The sequence below is a fragment of the Cecembia calidifontis genome, from assembly GCF_004216715.1.
Classification (GTDB): domain Bacteria; phylum Bacteroidota; class Bacteroidia; order Cytophagales; family Cyclobacteriaceae; genus Cecembia_A; species Cecembia_A calidifontis.
In genome coordinates, this window is the sequence record NZ_SGXG01000001.1 from 3,609,121 (window position 1) to 3,635,791 (window position 26,671).

At 40.3% G+C, this 26,671-nt stretch carries 21 protein-coding genes; 8 read left to right on the forward strand and 13 right to left on the reverse strand.

Annotation, left to right across the window (positions count from 1 at the left end):
• Window positions 1–194: 194 nt before the first annotated feature.
• From BC751_RS15475 to BC751_RS15485, 3 genes are all read right to left on the reverse strand, one after another.
• A complete protein-coding gene (locus tag BC751_RS15475) occupies window positions 195–1,343 on the reverse strand; it encodes a Gfo/Idh/MocA family protein (protein WP_130276442.1) in 1,149 nt (382 codons plus the stop codon).
• Between the two features lie 211 nt (window positions 1,344–1,554).
• On the reverse strand, window positions 1,555–2,295 hold the full coding sequence (locus tag BC751_RS15480) for a hypothetical protein (protein WP_130276443.1): 741 nt from the start codon (window positions 2,293–2,295) through the stop codon (window positions 1,555–1,557).
• 358 nt (window positions 2,296–2,653) lie between these two features.
• Complete coding sequence (locus BC751_RS15485) at window positions 2,654–3,961, reverse strand: IS1380 family transposase (protein ID WP_130273823.1); 1,308 nt, start codon at window positions 3,959–3,961, stop codon at window positions 2,654–2,656.
• Between the two features lie 161 nt (window positions 3,962–4,122).
• Here BC751_RS15485 and BC751_RS15490 point away from each other — a divergent pair, with 161 nt between their 5' ends.
• Entirely contained in the window at window positions 4,123–4,581 is a 459-nt protein-coding gene (locus BC751_RS15490; RefSeq protein WP_130276444.1) for a (2Fe-2S)-binding protein, read from the forward strand.
• A gap of 2 nt (window positions 4,582–4,583) precedes the next feature.
• Entirely contained in the window at window positions 4,584–6,743 is a 2,160-nt protein-coding gene (locus BC751_RS15495) for a xanthine dehydrogenase family protein molybdopterin-binding subunit (protein ID WP_130276445.1), read from the forward strand.
• A gap of 52 nt (window positions 6,744–6,795) precedes the next feature.
• Here the strand turns inward: BC751_RS15495 and BC751_RS15500 are convergent, their stop codons facing one another.
• A complete protein-coding gene (locus tag BC751_RS15500; RefSeq protein WP_242617497.1) occupies window positions 6,796–7,185 on the reverse strand; it encodes a hypothetical protein in 390 nt (129 codons plus the stop codon).
• Between the two features lie 58 nt (window positions 7,186–7,243).
• On the opposite strand from BC751_RS15500, the gene BC751_RS15505 reads away from it, so the two are divergent.
• Window positions 7,244–8,392, forward strand: a complete 1,149-nt coding sequence (locus BC751_RS15505) for a cysteine desulfurase family protein (RefSeq protein WP_130276446.1) — start codon at window positions 7,244–7,246, stop codon at window positions 8,390–8,392.
• Here BC751_RS15505 and BC751_RS15510 read toward each other — a convergent pair.
• The gene (locus BC751_RS15510) at window positions 8,368–8,991 is read right to left on the reverse strand and encodes a nucleotidyltransferase family protein (RefSeq protein ID WP_130276447.1); all 624 of its coding nucleotides are present in this window, start codon (window positions 8,989–8,991) and stop codon (window positions 8,368–8,370) included. The genes BC751_RS15505 and BC751_RS15510 overlap by 25 nt on opposite strands.
• A complete protein-coding gene (locus BC751_RS15515; RefSeq protein WP_130276448.1) occupies window positions 8,988–10,109 on the reverse strand; it encodes an XdhC family protein in 1,122 nt (373 codons plus the stop codon). The genes BC751_RS15510 and BC751_RS15515 overlap by 4 nt, the downstream gene beginning before the upstream one ends.
• Window positions 10,110–10,308: 199 nt before the next feature.
• Between BC751_RS15515 and BC751_RS15520 the strand changes: the two genes are divergently transcribed.
• From BC751_RS15520 to BC751_RS15540, 5 genes are all read left to right on the forward strand, one after another.
• The gene (locus BC751_RS15520) at window positions 10,309–10,764 is read left to right on the forward strand and encodes a cold-shock protein (protein ID WP_130276449.1); all 456 of its coding nucleotides are present in this window, start codon (window positions 10,309–10,311) and stop codon (window positions 10,762–10,764) included.
• Between the two features lie 82 nt (window positions 10,765–10,846).
• Window positions 10,847–11,323 (forward strand): hypothetical protein, encoded by a 477-nt coding sequence (locus tag BC751_RS15525; RefSeq protein ID WP_130276450.1) that lies wholly within the window; start codon window positions 10,847–10,849, stop codon window positions 11,321–11,323.
• A gap of 73 nt (window positions 11,324–11,396) precedes the next feature.
• On the forward strand, window positions 11,397–12,527 hold the full coding sequence (locus tag BC751_RS15530; RefSeq protein WP_130276451.1) for a DUF922 domain-containing protein: 1,131 nt from the start codon (window positions 11,397–11,399) through the stop codon (window positions 12,525–12,527).
• A 263-nt stretch (window positions 12,528–12,790) separates the two neighbouring features.
• Complete coding sequence (locus BC751_RS15535) at window positions 12,791–14,257, forward strand: SLC13 family permease (protein ID WP_130276452.1); 1,467 nt, start codon at window positions 12,791–12,793, stop codon at window positions 14,255–14,257.
• 229 nt (window positions 14,258–14,486) lie between these two features.
• Window positions 14,487–15,998, forward strand: coding sequence for an IS1634 family transposase (locus tag BC751_RS15540; protein ID WP_130273763.1), 1,512 nt, complete (start codon window positions 14,487–14,489; stop codon window positions 15,996–15,998).
• Between the two features lie 111 nt (window positions 15,999–16,109).
• Here BC751_RS15540 and arfB read toward each other — a convergent pair whose 3' ends face one another.
• From arfB to BC751_RS15575, 7 genes are all read right to left on the reverse strand, one after another.
• Window positions 16,110–16,526, reverse strand: coding sequence for an alternative ribosome rescue aminoacyl-tRNA hydrolase ArfB (arfB, locus tag BC751_RS15545; protein ID WP_130276453.1), 417 nt, complete (start codon window positions 16,524–16,526; stop codon window positions 16,110–16,112).
• A 10-nt stretch (window positions 16,527–16,536) separates the two neighbouring features.
• On the reverse strand, window positions 16,537–17,529 hold the full coding sequence (locus tag BC751_RS15550; protein WP_130276454.1) for an MlaD family protein: 993 nt from the start codon (window positions 17,527–17,529) through the stop codon (window positions 16,537–16,539).
• Between the two features lie 2 nt (window positions 17,530–17,531).
• Window positions 17,532–18,272, reverse strand: coding sequence for an ABC transporter ATP-binding protein (locus tag BC751_RS15555; protein WP_130276455.1), 741 nt, complete (start codon window positions 18,270–18,272; stop codon window positions 17,532–17,534).
• Between the two features lie 2 nt (window positions 18,273–18,274).
• Window positions 18,275–19,045: an MlaE family ABC transporter permease gene (locus tag BC751_RS15560; protein WP_130276456.1), complete on the reverse strand. Its 771-nt coding sequence runs from the start codon at window positions 19,043–19,045 to the stop codon at window positions 18,275–18,277.
• 96 nt (window positions 19,046–19,141) lie between these two features.
• Complete coding sequence (locus BC751_RS15565) at window positions 19,142–21,955, reverse strand: formylglycine-generating enzyme family protein (RefSeq protein WP_130276457.1); 2,814 nt, start codon at window positions 21,953–21,955, stop codon at window positions 19,142–19,144.
• 7 nt (window positions 21,956–21,962) lie between these two features.
• Entirely contained in the window at window positions 21,963–23,939 is a 1,977-nt protein-coding gene (locus BC751_RS15570) for a glycoside hydrolase family 172 protein (protein WP_130276458.1), read from the reverse strand.
• Window positions 23,936–26,617, reverse strand: coding sequence for an amylo-alpha-1,6-glucosidase (locus tag BC751_RS15575; protein WP_130276459.1), 2,682 nt, complete (start codon window positions 26,615–26,617; stop codon window positions 23,936–23,938). Before BC751_RS15575 ends, BC751_RS15570 begins: the two co-directional genes overlap by 4 nt.
• Window positions 26,618–26,671: the final 54 nt, after the last annotated feature.

The window sequence follows — 26,671 nt, forward strand, 5'->3', positions numbered from 1 at the left end:
ACCACCTTTTGAAATCATTCAAAGGTGGTATCACAATCAATTAGCTAATATTATTCAATTCTAGCCCTCGTCTTGGCATATTCCCACCTGATTTCAAAACCGTCCGGTTGAATTTCATATACCAGTTTTTCTTCATAATGATTTTGGAATTATCCTGTAAGGAAAGAACCCATCTTGAAGGGAATAAGTTTATTTTAAATTTTAACCCAAGCCTGTTTTCTATGGCTTTCAATGATCCTCTCGCAGATCAGCAACTCCCTGTAACCGTCTTCAAATGTCGGGAAGGTAGGATTCTCCGGCTGCTTGCCATCTCTTACAGCAGCATAAACTTCTTTGAACATTTGTTTGGAAGTATCCGGAAAACCTTCATTGTGGCCTCCTGGAAAACTGATCAGTCCGGCAGCATCCTTGTGAAAAAGAGAAGGGTCTTTCATAAGATGCTGATTAGCAGTTTCCCTTTTTCCGATCCAAAGCTCATTAGGTCTTTCTGAACACCATTCAAAATTTGATTTAGACCCTGCAATTTCAATGTTCAGTCTGTTTTTTCTACCGGCATTGACCTGAGATACAGTCACTGAACCTTTGTTGCCATTATCAAATCTGAGCATTACTGTCGCATGGTCCTCTGTATTGATAGGAACTTCCTCGTAGTCTGAAGCCTGCAACATTTTGCCTGAATAAGTTTCAATGGCTTTTAGCGGTTTGAGACGGGTTTTGTGAACAGTAGAAAAATCTGCCATTACCTCAGTGACTTTAAGACCGGTCACGTACTCCGTCAGATCCAAAAGGTGTGAACCGATATCTGCAATGGCCCTGGAATCACCTGACTTATCGGGTTCCAATCTCCAGTTATAGTCCGTATTGAGGAATAGCCAGTCCTGAAGATAGGAACCCATAATGCTATAAACTTCTCCCAATTCACCATTTTCCCGCATATTTTTCATTTGACGGACCATTGGATAATACCTCAGATTAAAGTGAACGGCATTGACCAGTCCTTTTTCTTTGGCGATGGCTACCAACTCCTCGGCTTCCTCAATTTTAGTAGCAAGAGGTTTCTCACAGACCACATGTTTTCCTGCAAGTAATGCAGCCTTGGATTGGGAATAATGCAAAAAGTTTGGGGTACAAATATGTACCACATCAATGCTCTCATCCTTCAGCATCTCTTCAAAAGTGTAGGCATTGGGAATGCCCAAAATTTCGGCTTTTTCTTTAGCCAGCTCAATATTTACCTCACAAAGGGCTGTCACTTCAATATTCGGCAGTCTCCTCAGGGCTTCCAAATGTGCAGGTCCAATAAATCCTGTACCAACAATGGCAGCTTTGATCTTTTTTGTCATAGGTTTTTTGGTTTGATTATCATTGAATGAATGATTAAAGATAGGGGCTTGTTTCGGAAATTAAAAAAGCAGCTGCTCAAAAAAGTCCATTTCTATTTTTCTTCCAGCCATAAAAAAAACCTGTTCGGAACGATCCGACAGGTTTTTGGAGAGAACACAAAAAATCAAACGTCAGTCAGAAAAAACTTAAATTCAAATCAATTCGGTCTATTTAAAATACATAAACAAAAAGTGATAAAAAACCACAGGCGATGCCAACCGCTTTAAAAATCATGCCTGTATAAATGGTCAAATTATGGGTGATTTCAGCTGTAGAATTTTCAAAGAGGACCATTCCTTGATCATCTTTGTTGAAAAACTCATATATCCTCGTTTCTATCTGGAATTTTGTTGCAATCAACAAACAAATCAGGGCCAGAATCAATTGGGTCAAAATCACTTGATTTTTACTTAATGGTTCATTGAATGGGAAAATGAAACCAATCATGGCTGTTTGTGAAGAATCCCCTGCATCATTTATAATATCATCTGTGCTAAAATAATTCGATTCATTGGTTGCAAAATAATCTTCTGTAATTTCAACCTCAATGTAAGCTAATCTTTCCTCTGCATGTGGAGCCTTAGCACCATGAAAATTTAGCTGCAACATGACGACAAAAGCAGTCAATGCCGCTAAAAATAGCATAGCAAAGGTCAATTTCCATGTATTTTTCAGATTGTTCATCAGTAATTTTAGAGTTCGTTTTGGGCTTTCAACACAGTCGAAATAATGGATAAAAAACTTAACATCAAAATTTTTATAATAAAAAAACTTACAAAACAAAATTTTATTAACAAGGCTGTTTTTTGTGTATTTGAAATTTGCTGAAAACGTTTTAATTAGTTGTTTAGTCCTGAAAAAACCTGACTTTAGTCGTCCTAAATTGAGAAGTGATGTTTTTGATCCGGTCATTTTTGGCAGAGTTAAAGGGTGAGAAGTGGAAGGACAACAGTCCATTCAAATTATTCAATCGCTGCTTATCAAAATACAATACAAATTCCGTGCTGAATGTTTAGAAGATGGAGATTTTTTGATTACCTAAAATCCGCAGGATTTTAGTTTGGAGATTTGAATCTGCTTGTTTGTGTTCATTTTTGGTCTAGTTCGGGAATTTCTTCCCTTTGATTGAAGAGTGTTCATAGTTTTGAGACAATGGATTTTAGGTTTGAGGATAAAATGGACGGTTTTTTTCCTCAATTTTAATGGAAAAGGCATACCTCTTCCCTGTAAATCTTTATTTTTTGAGCTCCTGAGGGGTTTTTATCTGAATTTAGTTCAAAATCGGCTTGTAATCCTTACTCGTGAACAGTTTGAGCACTTCTCTTCTTCCCGTTCTTATCCACTTGGCTGAAACAGTGATAAATCTGAAGATAAACTTCTTGAGCCTGTCGGTAGGCTTAAGCCAATCAACTTTTCTGGAATACTCTCCAATGATATAGGTGTAAAAATTGGCATACATAGCCGTCATAAGCATAAAGGAGGTATTCTCTGCAAGGAACGAACAGGGCAACTTAGACCAGCCAAAGTCATTGTTGAGTACATCAAACAAGCGTTCGCTTGCACCCCGGGCGTTATAAAACCTTACAACAGCTTCATTGGACGATGTATGTTCATTGGTCAGAATAGCCCTGTAAGTAAATGCATCTCCACTAAACACATCTGCCTGCCCGTCTTTACGCCTGATTCTGGTAATGACCAGCCTGTAAGACCTGTCTTTACCGAAAGGTTTGTAGTCGGATAGGTCAGTAACTTCCATTTCCTGTACACCCAAACGTATTTTCTGCCACTTCTCAGGGGCTATACTTCCAAGGATATTATCCAGTTTGGCACATCTGTTTGCCCGTATATAAAAGCTTTCGGTATGTGCTTCCAGTGTGCGGAGAACTTCTTCCTGATAGGATGCTGAATCGGCTCTGAACCTTCCGATACGGATATTTTCATTGGTAAGCTGCCCAAACATGCGTGTAAGTGTATCAGCCTGCAAATATTTGGCCTGACTGTTGCCATTTCTGCCCTCTACGTACACAGGAATGGCCTGTGAAAATTCAGGATGTGCTATGGAAGCTACACCTGGCTGATATCCATAGACGTGTTTATATGTCTTTTTTGAATCGTACTTTTCAGTTGGAATGACGGTGTTGTCATAATCGAGGTCGTAAGCAACACCTGACTTGAGTAATCCGGTCTTACAAGCTGATTTTAACAACAAGCTGTTGAGTTTTCCATTGATATTAAATTCATGGCTTACTCCACTGGACGGATTTATAAAGAGTTCTGTATCAACAGCAAGCTCTTTGATACCTCTCAGAATTGTATCGGCACTGCATACTGAAAATGAAGGGACCTGTTCAAGTGCGTCTCTCAAGTGAACATTGATATCTTCAGTACAGTCGCCACCATTAAAGAAAATAGCCATATGATTGGCGAAAATGTCACTGTATGAAAACCCTCCCCTTAAGGCTCTAACCCCCAATTGATTATCAATGAGTTCTGGGAGACCAGAATTTTTGAAAGAGTTAAAAACAAAATTAAAACCTCCGAAAGGTGTGATTTTTTCTGTCGAATTCGTAATTTTCATACCGCTTATCTAGTTTGAGTGGTATCATCTAAATAAGTGAAAAAAAACGAGCCGGAAAAGCCTGAATTGAATAAATTCAGCCACTTTTTCGGCTTTTTTTAAATCCGCCCTGCGGATTTAAGGGATTAATTTGATGCAGAAAAAAAAATATTATTCATCAGATGGCTAATTATAAACTTAAAATCAACGGGGAAACTTTTCAGGTTGATGTTGAAGATGATACCCCATTACTTTGGGTATTGAGAGATCATCTTGGCCTAGTTGGAACCAAGTTCTCATGTGGGATAGCGCAGTGTGGTGCCTGTACTGTTCATATTAATGGCGAGGCGACGTTTTCTTGTACTTTACCGGTATCAAGTATTGGCTCCAGTGAAGTGACAACCATTGAGGGTTTATCTAAAAATGGAGACCATCCTGTTCAAAAGGCATGGGAGGAAGTAGATGTGGCCCAATGCGGTTACTGTCAGGCTGGTCAGATCATGAATGCGGCTGCTTTTTTGAAAAAAAATCCCAAACCCACAATGGAAGAAATTGAAAATGCGATGAACCGGAACCTATGCAGGTGCGGAACTTACCATAAAATCAGGGAGGCGGTAGCCTTGGCAGCTAAAATGAAATGATCATGGAAAAAATATTAAAAACTAACAGAAGGGATTTCCTCAAAGTAGCTGCAACAGCTACAGGGGGGTTATTTATTGGTTTTTATTGGTCAGGCTGCGATTCTCCCAAGATGAAGGTCCTGACTGATGAGGAAGTATTATCACAGGCTTTGGATTTCAATGCCTATTTATCGATTTCCCCATCGGGAGATGTTGTCATTTATTCTCCGAATCCGGAATTGGGGCAAAATATCATGACCTCATTCCCTATGATTGTTGCGGAGGAATTAGATGCTGACTGGTCAAAAGTTCGGGTTTTTCAGGCACCGTTAGATAATGAAAAATACGATAGACAATTGACTGGTGGATCTGGGGCCATGCCACATTCCTGGGAGAGGCTTCGCAAGGCCGGGGCTACGGCCAAACATCTTTTATTGACTGCAGCAGCCACCAAGCTTGGGGTATCTTTTGATGAATTGAGTGCTGACAAAGGCATAATTTACCATAATGGCAAAAAGAAATTTGAATTCGGAGAGGTAGTCGCAGATGCGGCGAAACTGACAGCTCCGGATGAAGTAAAACTTAAGGACCCGAAGGATTTTAAAATCATAGGCACACCTGTTAAAAACGTGGTTAATAAGGCTATGTTTACGGGCAAACCTTTGTATGGATTGGATTTTTATCGGGAAGGTATGGTCCATGCTATGATACAGCGTCCTCCGTTTGGAATGAAAATCAAATCTGTGGATGATTCAGCTGCAAGGTCTGTATCCGGTGTTACTGATGTTGTGGTATTCAAAAACAATGTTGCGGTAGTAGGTACCTCCACATGGCCTTTGATCAAAGCAAAAAGACAGCTTAGGATTGAGTACGAACCTGATGGAGCTTTGGAAAGCAGTTTTGACCATGACCGCATCATGAAAGAATTACTCGACAGTAAAAATGCACAGGTCATGAGAAAAGACGGTGACGTAGAAGCTGCTTTCAAAACTGCAGCACAGGTCATTACCAGTGAATACCAATGCCCCTTCCTTTCCCATGCTCCCATGGAACCCCAAAACTTTTTTGCCCATGTGAAGGGGGATAAGGTAGAACTGGTGGGACCGACACAGACACCTGACCGTGCCAGAATGGAGACCGCCCAATTACTGGGTATTCCAACCGAAAATATCACTGTTGAAATTACCCGATTAGGAGGTGGATTTGGAAGGAGATTAAGGGCTGATTTTGTGGTAGAAGCTGCTGAACTGTCCAAAATTTTGGATAAACCCGTGAAGGTAAGTTGGACCAGGGAGGACGATATGACAGGTGGGGCTTACAGGCCTGCCGTAAGATACAGATTCCAGGCAGCATTGGATGATAAAGGCAATATGATCGCCTACAAACTGAGAGGAGCAGGTATTAATGCAGGTAATTCTACCCGTGAAAATAACTTCCCTTCAGGTGCTGTAGATAATTTGCTGATTGAAAATATTGAGCATAGGTCTCCCATCACCACCAATGCATGGAGAGCTCCGATAACCAATTTCCTGGCTTATGCAGAACAATCATTCTTGGATGAAGTGGCCCTGGCAGCCAAGAAAGACCCAGTAAAATTCAGGCTGGAGCTTTTGGAAAGGGCCAAAAAGAATCCTGTTGGAGAAATCCACTATGACATTGACAGGATGATAGGTGTTATAGAGACAGCTGCTGAGAAATCCAACTGGGGCAAGAATAAGGATGTGATGCAGGGCTTTAGCGTTTATTTCTCTCATAGGTCTTATGTAGCCCAAGTCGCCGATATCGTGATGGAAGGTGGTCAACCTGTACTTAAAAAGATTACCGCTGCCACTGATTGCGGTATCGTAGTACATCCTACAGGTGCCAACCATCAGGTTCGTGGTGGCATAGTGGATGGTATGGGACATGCCATGTTTACGAATATGACCTTTGAAAATGGTCTTCCTAAACAAAGAAACTTTGATACCTATAGGTTGATCAGGATGAAGGAAGTACCTGAAATTGACGTTCATTATGTGGATAGTGGTTATGATCCGACAGGACTTGGTGAACCGGCGCTTCCTCCTACAGGTGGAGCCATCGCCAATGCTATATTTGCCGCTACCGGAAGAAGGTTAAGAAGTCAACCTTTTATCGAGCAAAAAGAGTTTTCAGATATCAAGCTGCAGATTAGAAGAACATAAGTTGCTTTCATCCGAAATTACCAAAACCCCCGGACTAAAGTTCGGGGGTTTTTTAAATCTCATCCATTTCCCTTTCCGGCCAATATGGGCCAGTAATAAGGATTTCAGCATTTTCAGGTAAAATTTCAAAACTCAATTCCAGTTGGTCTCTTTCTTTTTCATGGATATTAAGACAGGCATTGAAAAAAATCAGGTCAAATTTTACCGATACTTGACCTGAAAATTGATTTCTAAAAACAGGTGGTTTTAATAGAGTCACATTCTCTGTCACTGCACCTTGTTTTTTGTAGTAATAGGAAAGAAAAATACCAAGGTCTTTGGTTTTGTTTTCAAAGACTTGCAACAATAATTCCCTAGTATTCTCTGGTTCAATCGGTCCGGATAGTTTAATTCGCCAGGTTTCCTGCATGACCAAAGTTATCCAAATCGGCCGAATATCCATTTTCATTTGTGGGATTAAATCTTAGCGCTTACCTTGGTTTTAGAAAAGAGTTGTACTCATGAATTATCCCATTTATATGGATTACAATGCCACCACACCTTGTTCAGAGGAGGTAGTGGAAGCCATGTTGCCTTACTTCTCCCGGCATTTTGGCAATGCGGCCAGTAAAAGCCATGCCTATGGCTGGGTGGCCGAAGATGCCCTTGAAACCGCAAGGGAACAGGTCGCTCATTTGATTGGAGCAAAAAGCAAAGAGATCATTTTCACTTCCGGTGCCACTGAAGCCATCAACTTAGCCATCAAGGGTATATTTGAAATTTTCAGAGGAGAAAAACAACATTATATTACCTGTAAAACAGAGCACAAAGCGGTATTGGACGCCTTAAAAAGTATAGAAATAGCAGGCGCTGAAGTCACTTACCTGGAAGTTAACCAAAAAGGTGAAATTGATATCCAACAACTTGAGGCAAGCATTCAAAACCACACCAAAATGATTGCTTTGATGTGGGCAAATAATGAAACAGGTTTGATCCATCCTGTAGAAGAGATAAAAAAAATAGCCAATGATAAAAACATTATATTTTTTACGGATGCTGTCCAAGCTGTGGGAAAAATACCGGTGAATGTGTCAGGTATCCATTTGATGGCATTTTCTTCCCATAAATTTTATGGACCCAAAGGAGTCGGTGCATTATATATCCGCCATAACCATCCACTTCCCAAACCCCTTCCTTTGATAGAAGGAGGGGGGCATGAAAAAGGTTTCAGAAGCGGAACTGTCAATGTGCCGGGAATTGTAGGGATGGGTAAAGCAGCTGTAATGCAGCATGAAGTTTTAAATGAGGAGTCAAATCGTTTGTCCATCCTAAGAAATAAACTGGAAAACAGCTTATTGCAAATTAACGGAACAAAATTGAACGGAAGTCAAGAAAACCGGTTGCCCCATGTGTGCAACATCGCTTTTGAAGGAATAGAAGGGGAGGAGCTATTGCGTGCTGTCAATAAAAAAGTAGCTGTAAGTTCGGGTTCGGCCTGCACAAGCATTTCGCCAAAACCATCCCATGTTTTGACTGCTATGGGTCTGGATACAGACTTAGGAAGAGCATCCATCCGCTTTAGTTTGGGGAAATTCACGACAGAAAAAGAAATTGAAGACTGCATTTCACATGTACATGCTGTAATTCAGGAATTCAGGAAAGAATCCTGATCACCCATTAACTTTAATAATTCTTTATAATCTTCCTCTGTGTCTATATCCACTGAAGCCAAAGGAAAATCAATAGGTACTGTGTCTTCCCTATGGGCAAAAATGATTTTTTTTGCCCCTTCCTTTTCGCTTAATAATAGAAGTTCAGGGAAATATTTTTTATCGAATAAAGCAGGAACACCTAGGGTATTTTTGTAGGAAGCCGCAATAATTCCTTTTTTGGTCTTATAATATTGGTCAATTAGCTCATTGAGCAAAGCTGAATCTGCAAAGGGTTGATCGGCCAATATGATAAGGACGGCGTCAACCTGATATTTTTCCTTCAGAAAGGAAAGACCGAGTCTCATGCTTGCGGACATCCCTGTTTTCCAATCTGGGTTTACCAAAAATTGGATTTGGCCCATATCCAGTTTTTCTTGAATCAAAGCTGCATTGGCACCAAGAATTACAACGAAATGTGCTGCATGAGAGGTTTTTGCATTTTCTATGGCATTTTCAAGTAGGGTTTTTCCCTTATAAACCAATAATTGTTTGGGACGTCCCAATCTTGCTGATTCACCTGCTGCCAATAGGACAATACCTATTTTTTCCTTTTTCATCTCAGTTCATCATGGATAGGCCCTGGTTTATCCCTTAAATGCATAATGGTTTTCTTGGATAAGACAGTCTTTATTTCTGCTAAAGCAGAAAGTGCTATTTCCTCTGAACCCTCTGCGCCCAAGTCCAGCCCCATTGGACCATAAATATTGGAAGTATTGACCTGAATGCCTAGATTTTCCAGTCTTTCAAGAAGCTTGATTGTCTTCTTTTTTGGGCCTAGTATCCCAATGTAGGGAAGGGGATACTGTATTAGCCTGGATAATACCACCACCTCATATTCAAAGTTATGTGTCATCAAGAGGGCTACTGTATGTTCATCCCACTCCAGATTCTGGATGACCTCATCCGCAGGACCTACTATAATTTTATTTGCAGTAGGAAACCTCCCTATGGTTGCATGATTTTTTCGCCCATCGACCAGCCACAATTCCCAACCCATCAAATGTGCCATTTTTGCAAGAGGAATGGTATCATTTCCGGCCCCAAATAGCAAGAGCCTTAGGGGTGCTTTGATGACTTCGTAAAAGACAAAAAGCCCTTCCGCTTTTGGATAACTTTTTATCAGGTTATTTCCCTCTATTATAAGGTCCTTCGACTCTTGGTGAATGGCTTCAATTAGCTCTTTTGGAATTTTTGTTTCATCACCGGATTTTAAATTGTTTTTAAAAAGCAATTTGGTTCCGACTTGTTCTTCTCTTGACTTAAGAAGAGAAAAAACAGTCACCAGTAGGGATGTAGACCGGTCTGAAAGTGCTTTTTTCAATAATTCAATGGGATTTTCAGGGTCTTCGGGTAGAATTGGTTCAATCAGTACCTGAATGATGCCATTGCAACCCAAACCAACACCAAATTTCTGATCATCTTCATCGGTGGTATCGTAGGTGACCAACATAGATTTTTGTTGAAAAATGACTGATTGAGCCTTCCTTAAGGCATCGCCTTCCAGACAGCCTCCTGAAATAGCCCCTGTCAATTCCCCGTCTTCTGTCACCAGCATTCTTGCTCCTGGTCTTCTGTAAGCGGACCCGTCCACCTTAACCACAGTGGCGAGTGCCGTTTTTTTATTACTTGAAACACTGGTATTATATGCCTGTATGATCTGATGCAGTTCTTTCATGAAATTAAAATTTACATACTAAACTACTTAATTTTCCAAATAGGAGAATAGGTTCCTTGACAAACGGAAATAGAATTTTAAAAATCAATATTTCAAGATCCGGTATTGCGACTACTTCTTTACTGAAAATCAAAAAGATTCTATAAAGAATCGCCTAAAAAATAGGAAAAGCACCCAGAATGTGGGAATATTGTAACATATGACAAAATCCAGAGAAACATTTAATAAAAAAGAAAAAGAGAAGCAAAGGGCAAAAAAGAAGCAGGAGAAAAAAGACCGTAAAGATGCGAGACAATCAGATGCAGAAAAATCCTCCAGTTTTGAGGATATGATTGCTTATGTCGATGAGTACGGAAATATTACTTCCACGCCTCCAGATCCAGCCAAAAAACAAGTGATCGATGCTGAAAGTATCGATATTGGAGTTCCAAAAGCAAAGGCCATTACAGAGGAAGAAACCTTCAGAAAAGGAAAGGTGTCCTTCTTCAACAGTTCCAAGGGTTACGGTTTTATTAAAGATGAACAAACGCAGGAAAGTATTTTTGTACATATGAGCGGTTGCATCGATGAAATCAAAGAAAATGATAAAGTAACTTTTCAGACGGAAAAAACTCCAAAAGGCATGAGTGCCATTGAGGTGAAACTCTTAAAGTAAAGAGTACAGAAAGGTTACTGCCGGAAAAAATGAGATGTTTTTTCCGGACCTTTTATCATAATCAATCAGGTTGATTAATAAAATGCAGATTCCTTCATTAGCAGAATTCAAAAAAGAGCTGAGTTACCTCGATGCAAAAGAATTAACAGCAATCATTCTTGAACTCAGCAAATTCAGTAAAGACAATAAAGGCTATTTATTTTTTAGATTGTTTGAGCGCGACAATCCCAATCTCTTTGTTGAAATGTGCAAGGAAGATCTTGATATGGCATTCATGGATGCCAACATTAAAAATTACCATTTGGCAAAAAAATCAGCCCAAGCTATACGCCGTAAACTCAACAAAAATCTTAAACTGAGCAAAAACAAAGAAGCCCATATAGAAATGATCCTGTATTTTTGCAGTCAGTTGAAGCGGTATGGTTTCCTTGCTTTCCGACATCCGGTAATCGATAATCTCTATAGAGTCCAATTGGGTAAGGCAGAAAAATTAATAGAAAAGCTTCATGAAGACCTCCAATATGATTTTCAGATTCAATTGGAAGAATTGAAGGGCTAAAAATCAAATACCAAAGGGAGATTTGAAAAAAAAAATTAGAATACTCAGCCATTGAATTCTCTTGATAAACTTTTTGGAAAGATTTGCTGTATATGAAATTGTGAAGCCGATTATTTCCATTTTCTTCATTTTCAGCATGATTCATCAGATGGCCTGTGGACAGCATCTGACAGTTGATTTGATAGCCACCGGTAAACCTTTTGAACAAACCGCCTATAAGATCACCGAAGTGATTGATATGCGGGTCAATAAAAACCAAATTGGGGAAGTTTTTCAAATCAATGATAAAAAAGGAAATGTACTCTTTAAAAACAGCCTTGATCAATCTGCATTGGATTTTTATACCAAGAATGTCAAACCATACCAACAAGAGGTACAAAAAATCCAGGCACGAATTTTTGAGTTCACTTTAACAGAGAGCAAAGCATCAGGTAACAATGTTTATAACGGTGACATCCAATTAATTATAGGATTTTTTAAGTTAGGGAACTTTGAACCTGTTCATTTGGTGGATTATTCCGGATCCGTCCAATACAGAAGGTCCGCCAACAGATTAGAGATGATTGAAAGTTTGGTAAACAGGATCTTCAGAAATGGCTTGGAGTACTTTGACACTTGGATCAAAATGCAGGTAATGGACAACAAGCACCTTGTACAGGGGGTGCGTCTGAAAATCATAGACAAGCCTAAATGGAGTGATAAAGACACCGTTTATTACTCTACTGAAAGGCCATTGATCTGGGATGATTTCCGTGACAGGCCAAATTCCAGGAGCAGGTTCAATGCCAGCATATTCACCAGTTTTTCCATTCAGGGAAAATCCTTGGTAGAATCCGGTACAATTGTTCAAACCATTGAAATTGATGTCTATATGCTGCCGGATCAATCCTGGGTAAGGAATCCAAGTGATTATGCTTTGAATCATGAACAGCGCCATTTTGATGTGGTGCGGATTGTTGCCGACCGATTGGTCTATCAATTAAGGAATTTGACTTTGGATCCAGACTGGTACGAGGCAACCATCAATGATGCTTATCTGAATGCTTACCGGGAAATGAACCGGTTGCAGGAGATCTATGACAAACAGACCAGGCATGGAATGGATACCGTAGAACAGGAAAGATGGAACCATATGCTGGATCAGGCTTTAAAAGGAAATTGGGAAGAAATTGATAGGGAATTAAACATCAAATACCCGGCTTAAAGTTTTCAATTTTGTTTTTCCCCGAATACTTATGGAGAGCAATTGAATATTAAGTATTTAAATAATCATACCGTTCAAGGGAAAACTAAAACTCTGCAGTATGTTAAGGGTATTTTTGTTATATAATTTACATTATGTTAAACAGAGGATTGTTTAATATAGATACAAAATACCAACCACCAATCCATAAAAAATTGCTCTCCCCTCAAAGCATTTGAAATTCCTGAAAATTTTAATAAGCTTAGCAAACAATCTATTCATAAATGACCCAGAACCGTACCGCTTTTGTTGGAAGAATTGCAGGCCCTTTATTGTTTCTATTGATCCTGTTTTTTTTAAAACCACAAGGACTAAGCCAACCTGGAATTGCTATGCTTGCGGTAACTGTTTGGATTGCTGTTTGGTGGATAACAGAAGCCATTCCCATAGCGGCCACATCTTTATTACCTTTGATACTTTTACCGGCATTGGGTGCTTTGCCCATGAGTTCTACTGCTTCCTCCTATTCCCATCCGATGGTATTGCTGTATATGGGTGGATTCATGATAGCTATGTCAATTGAAAAATGGAATTTGCACAAACGAATCGCACTCAAAACTATTTATTTAATAGGTTCAGGTATCCAAAGAATTATCCTTGGATTCATGGTCGCTACAGCTTTTTTGTCCATGTGGATATCCAATACGGCAACTTCTCTGATGATGCTGCCCATAGCCTTGGCGGTTATCAATCAATTAAGTCCAGAAGCTTCCCAAGAAGCTAAAGAAACCAACAAAATTGGCAAAGCACTGATGCTTGGAATTGCTTATTCTGCATCCATTGGCGGCGTTGCTACCTTGATAGGTACCCCCACTAACATTATTTTGGCAGGAGTAGTCAAAGAAATGTATGGCTATGAAATTAGTTTTTATCAATGGTTATTGTTTGGTTTTCCAATTGCATTGGTTCTATTGATTGTATGCTGGTTTTATTTGGTAAAATTCGCCTACCCCTTTGAAAAATCATTTTCTGTTACCGGAGGAAAAGATGAAATTGAAAAACAACTTATCCTCCTCGGTCCCATGACTGTTGAAGAAAAAAGAGTTTCCTGGGTTTTTGGCTTGGTCAGTCTTGCTTGGATCAGCAGAACCTTTTTGTTACAGGAATTGATACCTGCTTTGGATGACACCATGATCGCCATAGCGGGAGTGGTGATTCTGTTTGTCATCCCCTCTTCCGATTATAAAACTAAATTATTAGACTGGAGGACTGCTGAAAAAATACCTTGGGGGATTTTATTGCTTTTTGGGGGCGGATTATCCTTGGCCGAAGGATTCAAAGTTACAGGCCTGGCCTCCTGGATAGGAAATCAGTTTGTATTCCTTGATTTTATCGCTTTTGGTTTGTTTTTGTTAATCATCATTGCGGCAGTCAACTTTTTGACTGAAATCACATCTAATGTGGCCACAGCATCCATGATACTTCCTATTCTTGCGGCAGTGTCTTATTCCATGGGTGTTCACCCATTTGGCTTGATGGTGGGTGCAACCTTGGCTGCTAGCTGTGCTTTTATGCTTCCAGTAGCCACTCCTCCAAATGCAGTGGTATTTGGCTCGGGCTACCTCAAAATACCGGACATGTTTAAAGCAGGTTTATGGATGAATATTCTTTCCATTTTAATTATCACCTTTTTTACATTTTATGTCTTGCCATTGCTGTGGGGCTTGGATTTGGACCGCTATCCATTTTGAAAGGATAAATGCAGGATTAAACTTTAAAAGTTAGCATTCAAAAAAAAAAATCACCAATCCCCACTCCTTTCCCTTTTCTTTTGTGAAAGGGCTTTTTTCTCTGACAAACGTTTTTCCTGACTTCGACAGTCGTCAGTCCCATTTTTACATAAAGTATTGAAATATAGATCATTATAATTTTCAGATTCTCAATTTGGGTGTCCCGGGGTGGTTTTTTGTACTTTTAGGCATGTTTGTTCGGAGAAAACCCAATAAAAGTGGCAAGATCAGTGTTCAGGTAATTGAGAAGATCAAAGGTAAAAGCAAGGTTGTAAAAACGATCGGAAGCAGTTCTGATCGATCTGAGGTTGAAAGACTTTTTATTCTTGGGGAGGAATGGATAAAAAACCATAAAGGAGCACTTGAAATCCCCTTCAGTGATGAAGAACGGATTGCCGATTCTGTTCTGGAAAGTGTTGAAAACATCACTGTTTCAGGTACCGAGCTGCTTTTGGACAGGATTTTCAATGATATTGGGTTCAGCGCAATCCAAGATGATATCTTCAGGTGGCTGGTATATTCCAGGATCTGTTTTCCTGCCAGCAAGCTGAAAACCTGTGATTACCTGCTCACCTACCACGGCCTCGAATTCCAGGTTCAGGACCTTTACAGGTACATGGACAAGCTTTACAACAACTATAAGGAAACGGTCCAGCTGATCAGCTTTGAACATACCAAGAGAATACTCGGAGGGAGTATCAATATCGTTTTCTATGATGTTACTACGCTTTATTTTGAAGTGGATCATGAAGATGATCTTAGAAAGAGTGGTTTTTCCAAGGAGGGAAAGCATCAAAATCCACAGATTGTTTTGGGTCTGCTGGTTGGACTAGAGGGATATCCTCTGGCTTATGAGATTTTTGAGGGAAACAAGTTTGAAGGGCATACGATGATCCCTGTGATAGAAGCTTTTAGAAAGAAGTATAGCTTACCTGCTCCGATTGTTGTTGCCGATTCAGGTTTACTGTCAAAAAGCAATGTAAAAGAGTTACGGGACAACGGTTACGAGTTTATTCTGGGAGCAAGGCTGAAAGCTTCCCCTGATAAAAGTAAAGAGAGGATATTGGCTTTTGAACTTGAAAACGGCGAGAGCAGGCTGCTGGATTGGGAGGACGGGCTCAGAATGGTTGTCAGTTATTCAGACAGAAGAGCCAAAAAAGACAGGATCAACAGGGAGAAAGGTCTTAAAAAGCTCGAGAAACAGTTAAAATCAGGAAAGCTCAACAAAAGCCACATCAACAACAGGGGCTATAACAAGTATCTTAAAATGGAAGGGGAGGTAAAGATTGCACTTGATATTGAAAAGTTTGAACAGGATGGGAAATGGGACGGTCTCAAAGGGTATATTACCAACACAAACCTTGACAAAGACGAGGTCATTGAGAATTACAACAACCTTTGGAAAATAGAAAAGGCCTTCAGGATAACAAAAAATGAAATCAAAGTCAGGCCTGTTTTCCATTATAAACAACGCAGGATCGAAGCACATATAAGCATCGCATTCGTCGCTTACAAAGTGTTTAAGGAACTGGAAAGGCAGTTATTGGAAAAAGGATCAAAACTTTCTCCTCAGAAAGCCATAGAAATAGCAAAAGGGATTTACACTGTTGAAATACAGCTCAAATCTTCAGGTAAAAAGCTGAGAAAGACCCTGCTTTTGAACGAAAGTCAACAAAAACTCGCAAAAATGTTCGGTTTTTGATTTTGGGTGTCCCAGTGTCGAAGTCAGGTGGGGCTTGGATTTGGACCGCTATCCATTTTGAAAGGATAAATGCAGGATTAAACTTTAAAAGTTAGCATTCAAAAAAAAAAATCACCAATCCCCACTCCTTTCCCTTTTCTTTTGTGAAAGGGCTTTTTTCTCTGACAAACGTTTTTCTATGGCTGCTTTACCCGGCTTGCTGACCTTTCTGATCTTTTTTCGCTCAAAGGCCTTCCGCATCAGATCATGGAATTTCCTGATGGCGATTTCCTTATTCTGAATCTGGCTGCGCTTTTCTTGGGCATGAATGATCAAATTGGTTTCATTATCCAGTTTATTGGCGAGTTTTTCAATGAGAATGGTTTTTTCTTCTTCGTCCAAAACAGCAGAATTCCCAACATTAAAAATCAAGGATACCCTGGTATTTGTCTTATTGACATGCTGACCTCCCGGACCTGAGCTCCTGCTCATTTTAAATTCCACTTCAGGAAGCAGCAATCCTTCATTAATTTTTTGGGTGATATTCATTCCTTATATCCTAATTGGATGGATTTGTTCTGGCTTCTCTCCTTTGTTGTCTCTCTAGCTTTCTGAAATAACCCCTCAATAGAAAACTGTGTTTAAGGGCTTCCATGTTCTCATTCAACCCGGCTGTACTCTCTTCCACATTTGTGACTATATTTCTGACAGATTCCCTTAAAGCTGAATCCTGAAGTACCATACCTGCTGTCCCTTTTCCGGATTCCAGATCCGAAAGAACCTTTTTGATTTCCATAGCAATTTCAGTTGCCTGTTTGCTGACATCCATCAAATGCTCGATGGATGCTTCAAAATTATCTGCCATTACTGTATCCCGGAAGACCTTGTCGACAAGCCCCTCTCCCCTCTCTAAAGTATTCAACATGGATGTTCCTGTTTTGGCCATTTCAGCTGCATTCGTTCCTGCAAGCCTGATTTGATGGATGGACTGTTTGATTTCTTCGGTCATAGAGGAATCAGAAAGCATTTTCCATAATTCATTGCTATTGTTTAATTTTTCCGCCACCGAAGCAAGGTTAAAAAATGTTTTTTCCAAATGGGCTCCGGTACTTTCCAATTTGTTTAACAATTCGTCCGTATCAATACCTCTTTGGGCATATAATGTATCTCCATCAGTGATATTTTCTGAGAAACCTGGTTGCGGTATGATCTGAATCAATTTATTCCCCATCAAGCCATCTGTATTGATTGTCGTCAAGGAATTCTTTTTGATAAAAGGCTTCATATTGTTTTGGACAAGCAAAGTCACAAAAATGGAGGAGTCATTTTCCATATTGATAGAACGGACCGTCCCAACATTCATCCCCTTAAAACGAACATTATTTCCTGGAACCAGCCCACTGACATTGTCCACCACAGCGATCACTGTAAAAGTTGAACCGAATAGATTCTGATTTTTCCCGATCATGTAGAGTGTAAAAACAAGGAAAAGAATTCCTGATATAACCAGGAGACCCAAGCGGGTGTTATTTAATATTTTTTGCTTTTTCATGTCTAATCGAAGAATTCTTTAACTTTCGGATCTGTGTTGTGGTGAAGACTTTCAAAAGTCCCTGAAGTATAGTTTTTCCCATCAATCAACATAATTATCCTGTTGGCAATCATTTTTATACAATTCAAGTCGTGAGAAATGACAACGGATGTTGCGTTGTACTTTTTTTGAACATCCAGCATCAATTGGCTTATTTCCTTCCCTGTGATAGGGTCCAGACCGGTAGTGGGCTCATCATACAGGATAACTTTTGGCCTAAGGATCAAGGTCCTTGCCAAGGCAATCCGCTTTCTCATACCGCCGGATAATTCCGCCGGCATCATATTGATGGTATGTGAAAGCCCTACATCTTCCAAAGCTTCCAGAACGGCAGATTCTGCCTTTTCAGCCCTTTCTTCTTTGGTCCAATGCCTTCTCAAAGGAAATTCGAGATTTTCTCTTACTGTCATGGAATCGTATAAAGCATTACTTTGGAAAAGGAAGCCCACTTTTGCACGGAGTTTATCAAGCTCATCCTGATCCAAATCATCTATATCCTGCCCCAGCACATTGATACTCCCCGAGTCCGCATCGATTAATTTTATAATGCATTTGATCAAAACAGATTTCCCAGAACCCGATTTTCCCAATATCACCAGGTTTTCACCAGAGTATACTTCCATGGAAAAATCCCTGAGCACATGGTTGTCACCAAAGGATTTATTTACATTTTGGACAACAATAACTGACTCCTTTTTTTCCATGATCAAGTCAATCCTAATAAATCAGTAACCTGAACCGCTATTAGGTCCAGAATAAAGACAAGCAAAGAAGCAACAATAACAGCAGTGGTAGCAGACCTTCCAACACCTTCAGTTCCTTTTTGAGAATTATAACCCTTGTAGCATCCCACTATTCCTATGGCAAAACCAAAGAAAAAGGTCTTGATCAAAGAAGGTAAAACATCCCCAAAACTCAAGGCGTCAAAAACCTGAAACCAGTACAAGTTCCAACTCACATGCCCCCTTATATTTACCCCTAAATAGCCTCCATATAAAGAAACAGCATTTCCCACACTTGATAGCACAGGAACCATTAAGGTCGTCGCCCACACCCGCGTCACCACCAGGTATTTGAAAGGATTGGTTCCCGAAACTTCCATCGCATCAATCTGCTCGGTTACACGCATAGAACCGAGCTCTGCCCCTATCCCTGAACCGATCTTTCCTGCACAGATCAAGGCAACAATGACAGGTGAAATTTCCCGAACCAGGGAAACGGAAACCATAGCCGGCAACATTGACTCCGCGCCAAATTCCACCAAAGTTGGCCTAGATTGGATGGTCAACACCAGCCCGATAATAAAGGCTGTCACCCCAACCAAAGTGAGGGTTTTATATCCAACCCAAAAACACTGGTTCAGAAACTCCTCCCATTCTTGTTTGGGTTTTAATGCTTCCCTGAAAAATCTTGCCGTAAATCGGCTGATTTCACCGGCTTCTTTCAAAAAAGGACTCTCTATTTTTAAAATGTCCATCGACTCAATTTCTATGACTTTTATCAAATTTCTCAATTAGTTGCAGAATAAGCTCCGACCTTCATCAAGAAAAATCATGATTTAAATCATGGTTTTTCACCTGCTATCCGCCACACAGCGGAACCCAACTGTTTCATTTCTTTCAAATCCGGGAGCAACCCTAAGCAACATTTGCCTGTAATGTGTTTCTCTTGGGCCGCCTTGAACATACCACCAACTTGAGGAAGGCTTGAAATAACTTCCCCCCTTCAAAATAAGCATTTGGTTGGTGCTATTATCATAAAGATCGGCAGTTAATTGCCAAACTGAACCTGTAAGATCTTCCAAACCCCATGGATTTCTCCCTTTAGGATAATTTCCAACTGGATCCATTTCTCCATTTCCAAGGTTACAAAAATCTTTATCAAGCCCTTCGAGGTGCTCTACGGTAAGCGTATTAGTCACAAATTCAAGTCTTTTGTTCACCTTTAATTCCTTATCCCATGGCCAATCCCTCCCATCCCCTGCAGAAGCAGCATATTGCCATTCAGCTTCGGTAGGTAATCTTTTGCCTGCCCAGGCAGCAAAAGCTTTGGCGTCCTCCCAACTCACATTGACTACAGGGAAGTTTTCCTTTCCAACAGGGATCTTTCCATTGTCCCAATGAGCGAGAAAACGATGGTCATCCAAAGGCCAATACCCTGAGGCATCCAAAAATTTCTTGAACTCCAAATTGGTAAAAGGATGTCTGTCCATGAAGAAAGTGGACATCTTCAATTCCTTCGGAAAGCCTTCTACAGGATAAGGTATAAATTGATCCCCCTGAGTGACCTTCATGGTAAAAGTTCCAGAAGGAATCTTTACCATGCCTTCTGGTAGTTGATCATAAGGTTTTGTTTTTTCAGGTATTGAAATTAATCTAGGGATTCCATACCCTGTGTTTACCACACGCTCATCCAATAATACATCCCCTTCAAAAAGCTGGATGACCAATTTGCCTTCAAACGTTCCAAATTCTCTCTTAATGTCAATTTCATGAGATCGGCCCGATAAGGAGGTGCAAGATTTACCATACTCCGGTACCCCAGCCCAAACCCTGATTTCAGATCCCAACAAAGCATTAATCTTTAACTTATTATAAACCAACTTAACTTCCAATAATTCAGGAACATAAATAATGCAACTTACAGCACCCTCATTATTGCTGCCCAGCCATTTTTTATCAAAGCCTTCTACATTTACATTAATATAAAATTTTCCGTTTTCTTCCTCTGGAATAAGTTCCTCATGTGACCATATATCTATATAATGCCATCCCTCTTTTGGATTTTCAACTTCAAAAAGCCTACCATGATAGCCTTCCGGCCTAAGGCTGAAAATGGTATAAAGTATTTTATCCTGCTTAGCCCAGCGATTGACATAAATGCCATCCTCAATTGTGGGAAATAAGGGAATAAAATCATATGAAATAAAATTGGGATGGTTTTCCCGAAGAACTCTCAAAGTACGCCCAAAAAATCTGTAATCCTCGGCTGCCCATTCCGGCCTTCCGGGACGGAAAACGTTCAGTTCAGTCCCGTAACCATTGAACATGGATAAGGCGTATTCCCGCCTGATACGTTCATAGGCAAGTTCTGCCACCCTAAAGATGGCAAAGTCCGGTTTGATGAACTTATTGAGATTCAGCAGTGGAGGATAGTACAATGCATTATGCACCCGGCCCGAAACAATCCCCGGCATGTCTTTCGGTACAGCCATTCCCTCACTGTACATAACAATCCCCTGACTGACTGCATCGGCAGCCTCTTGCAATTCCCTGCTTGAACTGCCTTTTGTGTCCAAAACCACTCCGTTTGCACGGCTTTGTTGTATCAACTCCGACATCCCCTCCAAATGCCCTTCCAACCTTGTACTTTCATCCCATGGATTGTAGGCAATGAAAAATTTGGTCCCCATTAAATTGAGGCTATCAGAAATAGCCGCCAACTGGGGCAGACCTCCCGGAAGATCCCTGTACATATCCCACTGGTTCCTCTGATCCAATCCCAACATGGGCCAGGTAGGCCATATCCCAATGACATCATTACCACCAAACAAAGACTTATTTCTTTTCTCAAACTGTAAAACACTAAATTCTTGTTTTTCAGTATTATAAAAATTATTATCCCAAGCCATCAACAAATGCATGGCATAAGACTTTCTAATCCATTGTAAATCCTCCCTTAGATATAGGGTATTATCAAAGCTCTTTAGGTCATACAAGTATTTTTCCTGAAAAACCTTCCTCAATCCATCCTGCCAGTCAACACCATGGTAAGCATCAATATAGAGCCTGTAGGTTACAGAACTACCCGGAGGAAGCAAGGTTTCAAACCTCCTTCTTACCGCACCATTCCAATACTTCCTTCTCGATAATGCAGCAAACCCACCCATCCCTTGTTGGATAATTCCAAGCCCTAATTCCCAGGAATTATCCGGCAAAATGACATTTACCGGTTCCAGTCCAGACCTAAAAAGATGTGACCGGGAAAGTGGGTGTTTTCCTTTTCCGGTAATGTATACATGGTCGGACTGTTCTCCAAAAGGCACCAAGTTTTCCAAAGTCAAAGTGTCTTTTGAATGGTTTTCGAATCTTAAAATGGCAGAAAAATACCCATCCTCATGAACCAAACTGTCCAGTACAATCTCAAAAAATCCTTTGTGCAATTTTCTGTGATCTTGAGATTCAAATTCATGGGAAAACAATGTTTTTCCATCCAAAACGACGGAAAACAAAGGTTTTGGTTCATTTAATTGAACATTGTTCAATTTATAAACAATTAAATCTGAACCAATTACCCATCCATTATCTTGTGCAGATATTGGAACGTTAGGAACCAAGAAGGAAGTAACCAAAATGACAATAAATGCAAAGTATAAAGCTATCTTCATAACTGGATTATTCAAATTTTTGCTGGGCATTAACTATAAGAGAATTGGTCGGATCCATGAACCTAAGGTAAAAAGCAAAGCCTCCGAAATTATTTTCTGCTTTTACCAGCACCTTGTTCCAACCTTTTTTGAGTGTGACCTCTACCCTGTCCTGATCCGGGGCAGCTATGCGCATAAGGTCAAAAAAGCGATACACTTCCTCATCGTTGATAAATACTTTGGCAGCATCATCGCTTCCAACAAACATGATAACCTGCTGATCTAAAGGGGAAAAGACATAAGTCAACCCATAAATGACAATGAACTCTGTCGGTTCAAAATATTGCCTCAGCCGCATATCGTAGCCGGATTTGCCATCATTGACCCTAAACCACGCTAATTGATCGCCATAATAGCCTGGATAAGTGGTATCCAGGTGGATTTCTTTTTCGGGGAAATAGGCAGAATCCAGTCCAGGCCTTTCATAATCATGCACCCTAAGGTTGGGAAAAGGTCCAATCAGGTACCAATCAGTAATAAAATTGCGTTTGGGTGTCAAAAGTACAGCGTCCAAACCAAAACTTCCCCCCTCCATGAAACGAAAATCCAATACTATTTCTTTTTGGCTATTGGGTTTGGCTTCACCTAAATAGATTTTGTCTTGAGCTTGGAGCCTTGTTCCCAAAGCTTCTAATTCCATCAACCTTTTTCCGTTTAGACCTATCTCCGTTGTTCCAAATTCAGGAGCTTTGGAATAATAAATCTCAATCTCGTAAGCAGCCTCTTCGAGTTGATCTAATATGATCGAAAAAGATGCCCCGTCTTTGCCTTTAACAATTAGCTGCTCATTTCCGATCCAGTCCGGACCATTTTGGGTCATGTCCCTTATTTCGAAATCAAGGTCAGTTCTAACCTTGAAAGCGTTAGGAGCTATTACTCCTGAGGAGATTGGTCTTTTTAATACCATTCTTTGTCCAGGAACTCCAATGGAATTGAATTTTTGATGAGGCTCTGTCTGGTACCAAAAAGCAGTAGTGCTCAGATCGACCACTTCCTCGTTTCCGTGGCCATGTTCAAATGTGACTTTGATGGAATTTTTAAATGGTATGGCATCGGGTATATGGTGCCTGTAGGCCGTTACCCTACCAGTTTCTGGATCGAGGAAGGTCAGACCATGATAGCCCGCAGCAAAAGGTCCATTTTGAAAATACCAGCCTGCTGTAAAGTAATCTTCCATTCCAGTTCCGTAAACGGACGGTTTTGCTTCACCATCCACAAAAATCATCTCATCACCCTCCAGGTAAAAAAGCCTCCCGTCATATGGTTGTCCGTTAAAATTCAAACCAGCAAAAAATCCTTTCCCCAAAGCATCCAAAGCGACATAATTTTCAGTGCTTTCTGTTCGGACATCTCTTTTCCATTGGGCATGAAAATAGGGTATTTCTTTTGGAAGGCTATTTTTTTCCAATTCATAATAATTGATCTGGTAATAAAAAGCATAAACCTCTTCCCTACCCTGATTTTCAATTTCAATGACAGCTCCATTCTTAAAAGGCATAGGGAAATAGGAATAATATCCCCCGCTGGACATGCCCACATATTTAGGTAAATGATGCTGATACTGAAAAGGACTTCCAAAAAAATCTCCTAAAGGTACTTCCACGGAAGGATTTTCCTCTCCATCCCAGTACATCCGGATCAGGATCGTCCTTAGATAATCTGGATCCCTGCTGTCCACTGTCACCCAGATCCGGGCGATCATTCCTTCCCCCTTAATATTGGCAATATGGACCTTTTCTCCCGGCTTGATGGGAATCCGGTCATTATTGCCCCCGGTGGTATCATGGCTTGACAGTTGTATCATTTTACCTGCCTGTATCAAAGGGGAAGGTTGGGTAAACAACAACATGATAGGATCAGACGGGATAGATGATTGGCATGCATTACCCATAAGCAAAATGCCCAGAATTAAACAGAGAAATATGGATTTGGAGTGGTATTTCATCTTTTATCTTTATCCATCAGCATTCTATTGATAATCCCTGCCCAGATATAGGTCTTGTGATATCCGGCCCAATCCTCATCCGGACTGTAAAACTCCCAGAGATTATGGTTTTGTTTCAATTGGGAAATCATTACTGCAGCAATATTATCCGTGAGTTCGGCTGCTTCCTGATGATAACCGTAATCCTTTAGCCCTTTGAATATAAGGTAATTCCACTCCACCCATACCGGGCCGTTCCAATATCCCTTATCATTATAAAAAGGATCTGCTGCGGATAAGGATGGGATACCAAACTTTCTCCAGAATTGATCCTTATCTGTTAACTTTTGTACCAAACGCCTTGCTTTAGCATCATCTGCTACACCTGCCCAAAGTGGCAAAAAACCGATGATTTCATCCCTTTTTAAGTCATTTTCAGTTTTGAAAGTGAAACTGTTATCCGCTTTATTGACATTGTAATAAAACCCGTTCTTTTCGTCCCAAAATACCTGATTGATAAGCGCAGCCCTTTTTTCATGATCTTTGCGCCAATAGGCAGCTTCTTCTTGTAAGCCTAGTGTTAAAGCCATATTTTCCAAAGCTTTGGCCTCCATAACCATCATGCAGTTCAAGTCAATCGACTCAAAATTGGATGGCCAACCCACCTCATCCCAAACAGCAACCAAGGCATCCCTCACGGATTCCAAAATGGCATGTCCCCCCCACTCCAAAAGACCATCCCCATCAGCATCCCTTTCACTGATATAGAAATTGTAGAATTTTTTGCTAGAAGCATACATTTCCTTCAGAAACTCCCTATCCTGAGTAATTTTAAAGATCTCCCAATTCAACCAAGAGTACCAGGGTGCAGAAGAAGTCAACTGACCATTGTATTCAATTATCTCATCCAGGTAAGAGCCTGTCCGGTAATTGATGTAGCCATTGTCATACTGCCTATCGGAAAATACCCTTTGGGAATTCATGGCTGATTCTGGATCAAGAAAAGCATAGGCCAGCATGGTAATGCTCTCATGGAAAACTTGACCACCATGCCCCCAGCCCCAGGTGGGTTCCCGGGAAAACACATAATAGTTGTAGGGACTTCTGCCTTCAGGGGGATACATGACTTGCCGCATCATGTTCCATGCACTTTTATAGAGCAAAAGCACCTCTTCATTCCTTGATGATAAGGAAGGTACATTTGCAAACAATTCTTTATTGTAGTTCCAATAGGGCTCAAAATCAAGTGTTAATAAATTTTGAACTTCATTCAATAGGTTAATTGACTTATGATCAATTGAATCAATCCTTCTTCCGATTCTTACCTTTTTGCTATTTTTTGAACTTAGGTCAAACGGAAGAATCGTAGCAATCACCCTGGCATGATCAGATGAAATAGACATGTCATGATTATTAAGCCAGGAATTGAAGTCTGCTTTGGGAAAGGTGAAAACCTCTTCAGAATGTACCCCTATAAAATCACCTACAGGTAAAATTATGTAACCATAATACCCTTCAAATGAATCAAATTTATCTTCAAAGCTTTCGCTTTGAACCTCGGTCAATAATTCGTAAAATCCATTTTCAGGATAAGTCCTTTTATAAATTTTGTAGGATTTGGAACCTGGCAATGCCTGCCAGGAAATTTGAATGCCATCGGAAGTGGTCTTGCTTTTGATACCCTTTACGAATTGAAAGTTCTTTTCTTTTTTAGCATTAAAATCAATCCGTTGATTGGGAAGCGGAGACTCCATCCGAAGCTGATCCCCAATGCTACGGTTCAAATTATAATAGATAAGTGATAAACTTTTTAGGGAAACTTGTTTTGGAAAATTCCCAAGTTCCAACCTGAACAAACCCGCAAAATCAATACTGGGAACAGGACTGCCCCAAATGGGTGAATTTTCTGTTAAAATAAACCTTGGGTCATTGGGAGAACTTACCATAATTCTTGCATCAGCGCCGTTTTCCAACAACCTTTCCCCCTTATCATAGGCTCTTCCAAAAATCTGATGGGAGCTTTTTCGGTTTAAGTCAAAGCCAAAAGAAGGCCGCGCCATTTCTCCGTCAAATGAGGAAAATGATCCCCAATGTCCAATTTTCTCTGAGAAAAACCAGGTGTTTTGAAGGCTGTCTTCATAGGGAATTCCTTGGTTTAAAGACCAGGAATCTGGATACTTTTCATGCAAAAATTGAATAGCCTTATCCCCGTGTTTGTCCACTTCCCTGAATGTCCTGTATGGATTAGAGACAAAAGGGATCATTTCCACGGCAACAGCATTCTGGGTATGGTTGATGAATTCCAATTCCTGAATGGCAATCTTGGAAGAATAAACCAGGAATATCCCTTTTACCTCAATTCCTTCCTTTGGAAAACAAGAAAAGGAAACCATATCCGGATAGCTTTCATGGATTTGAGGGGCATGAAAATAATCTTTCACATTTTGGATCAATTCCCCGTCAATTCTAAACACCAAACCTAATGTTCCACCTTTTTGGGAATGAAATAAGAGTGGGTTTTCTGGATCATCATAAAAGAATTCATATCCCTGGTCTATTAAAAACTCAGACCTCTCCATGGCGGCTGCATGGGTGGTATAGATGGGAGCCTTACTGCCCCATGGAATTTTCTGATCCGGGTCTTTATTTCCACAGCTGGAAATAAGTAGAAAAAAGGCCAGGAGTTTGACTAATTTCATGTGCTATTTTGGGTTTTCGCTTCATAAAAATTAAATAAAAAGAACGTAAAAACC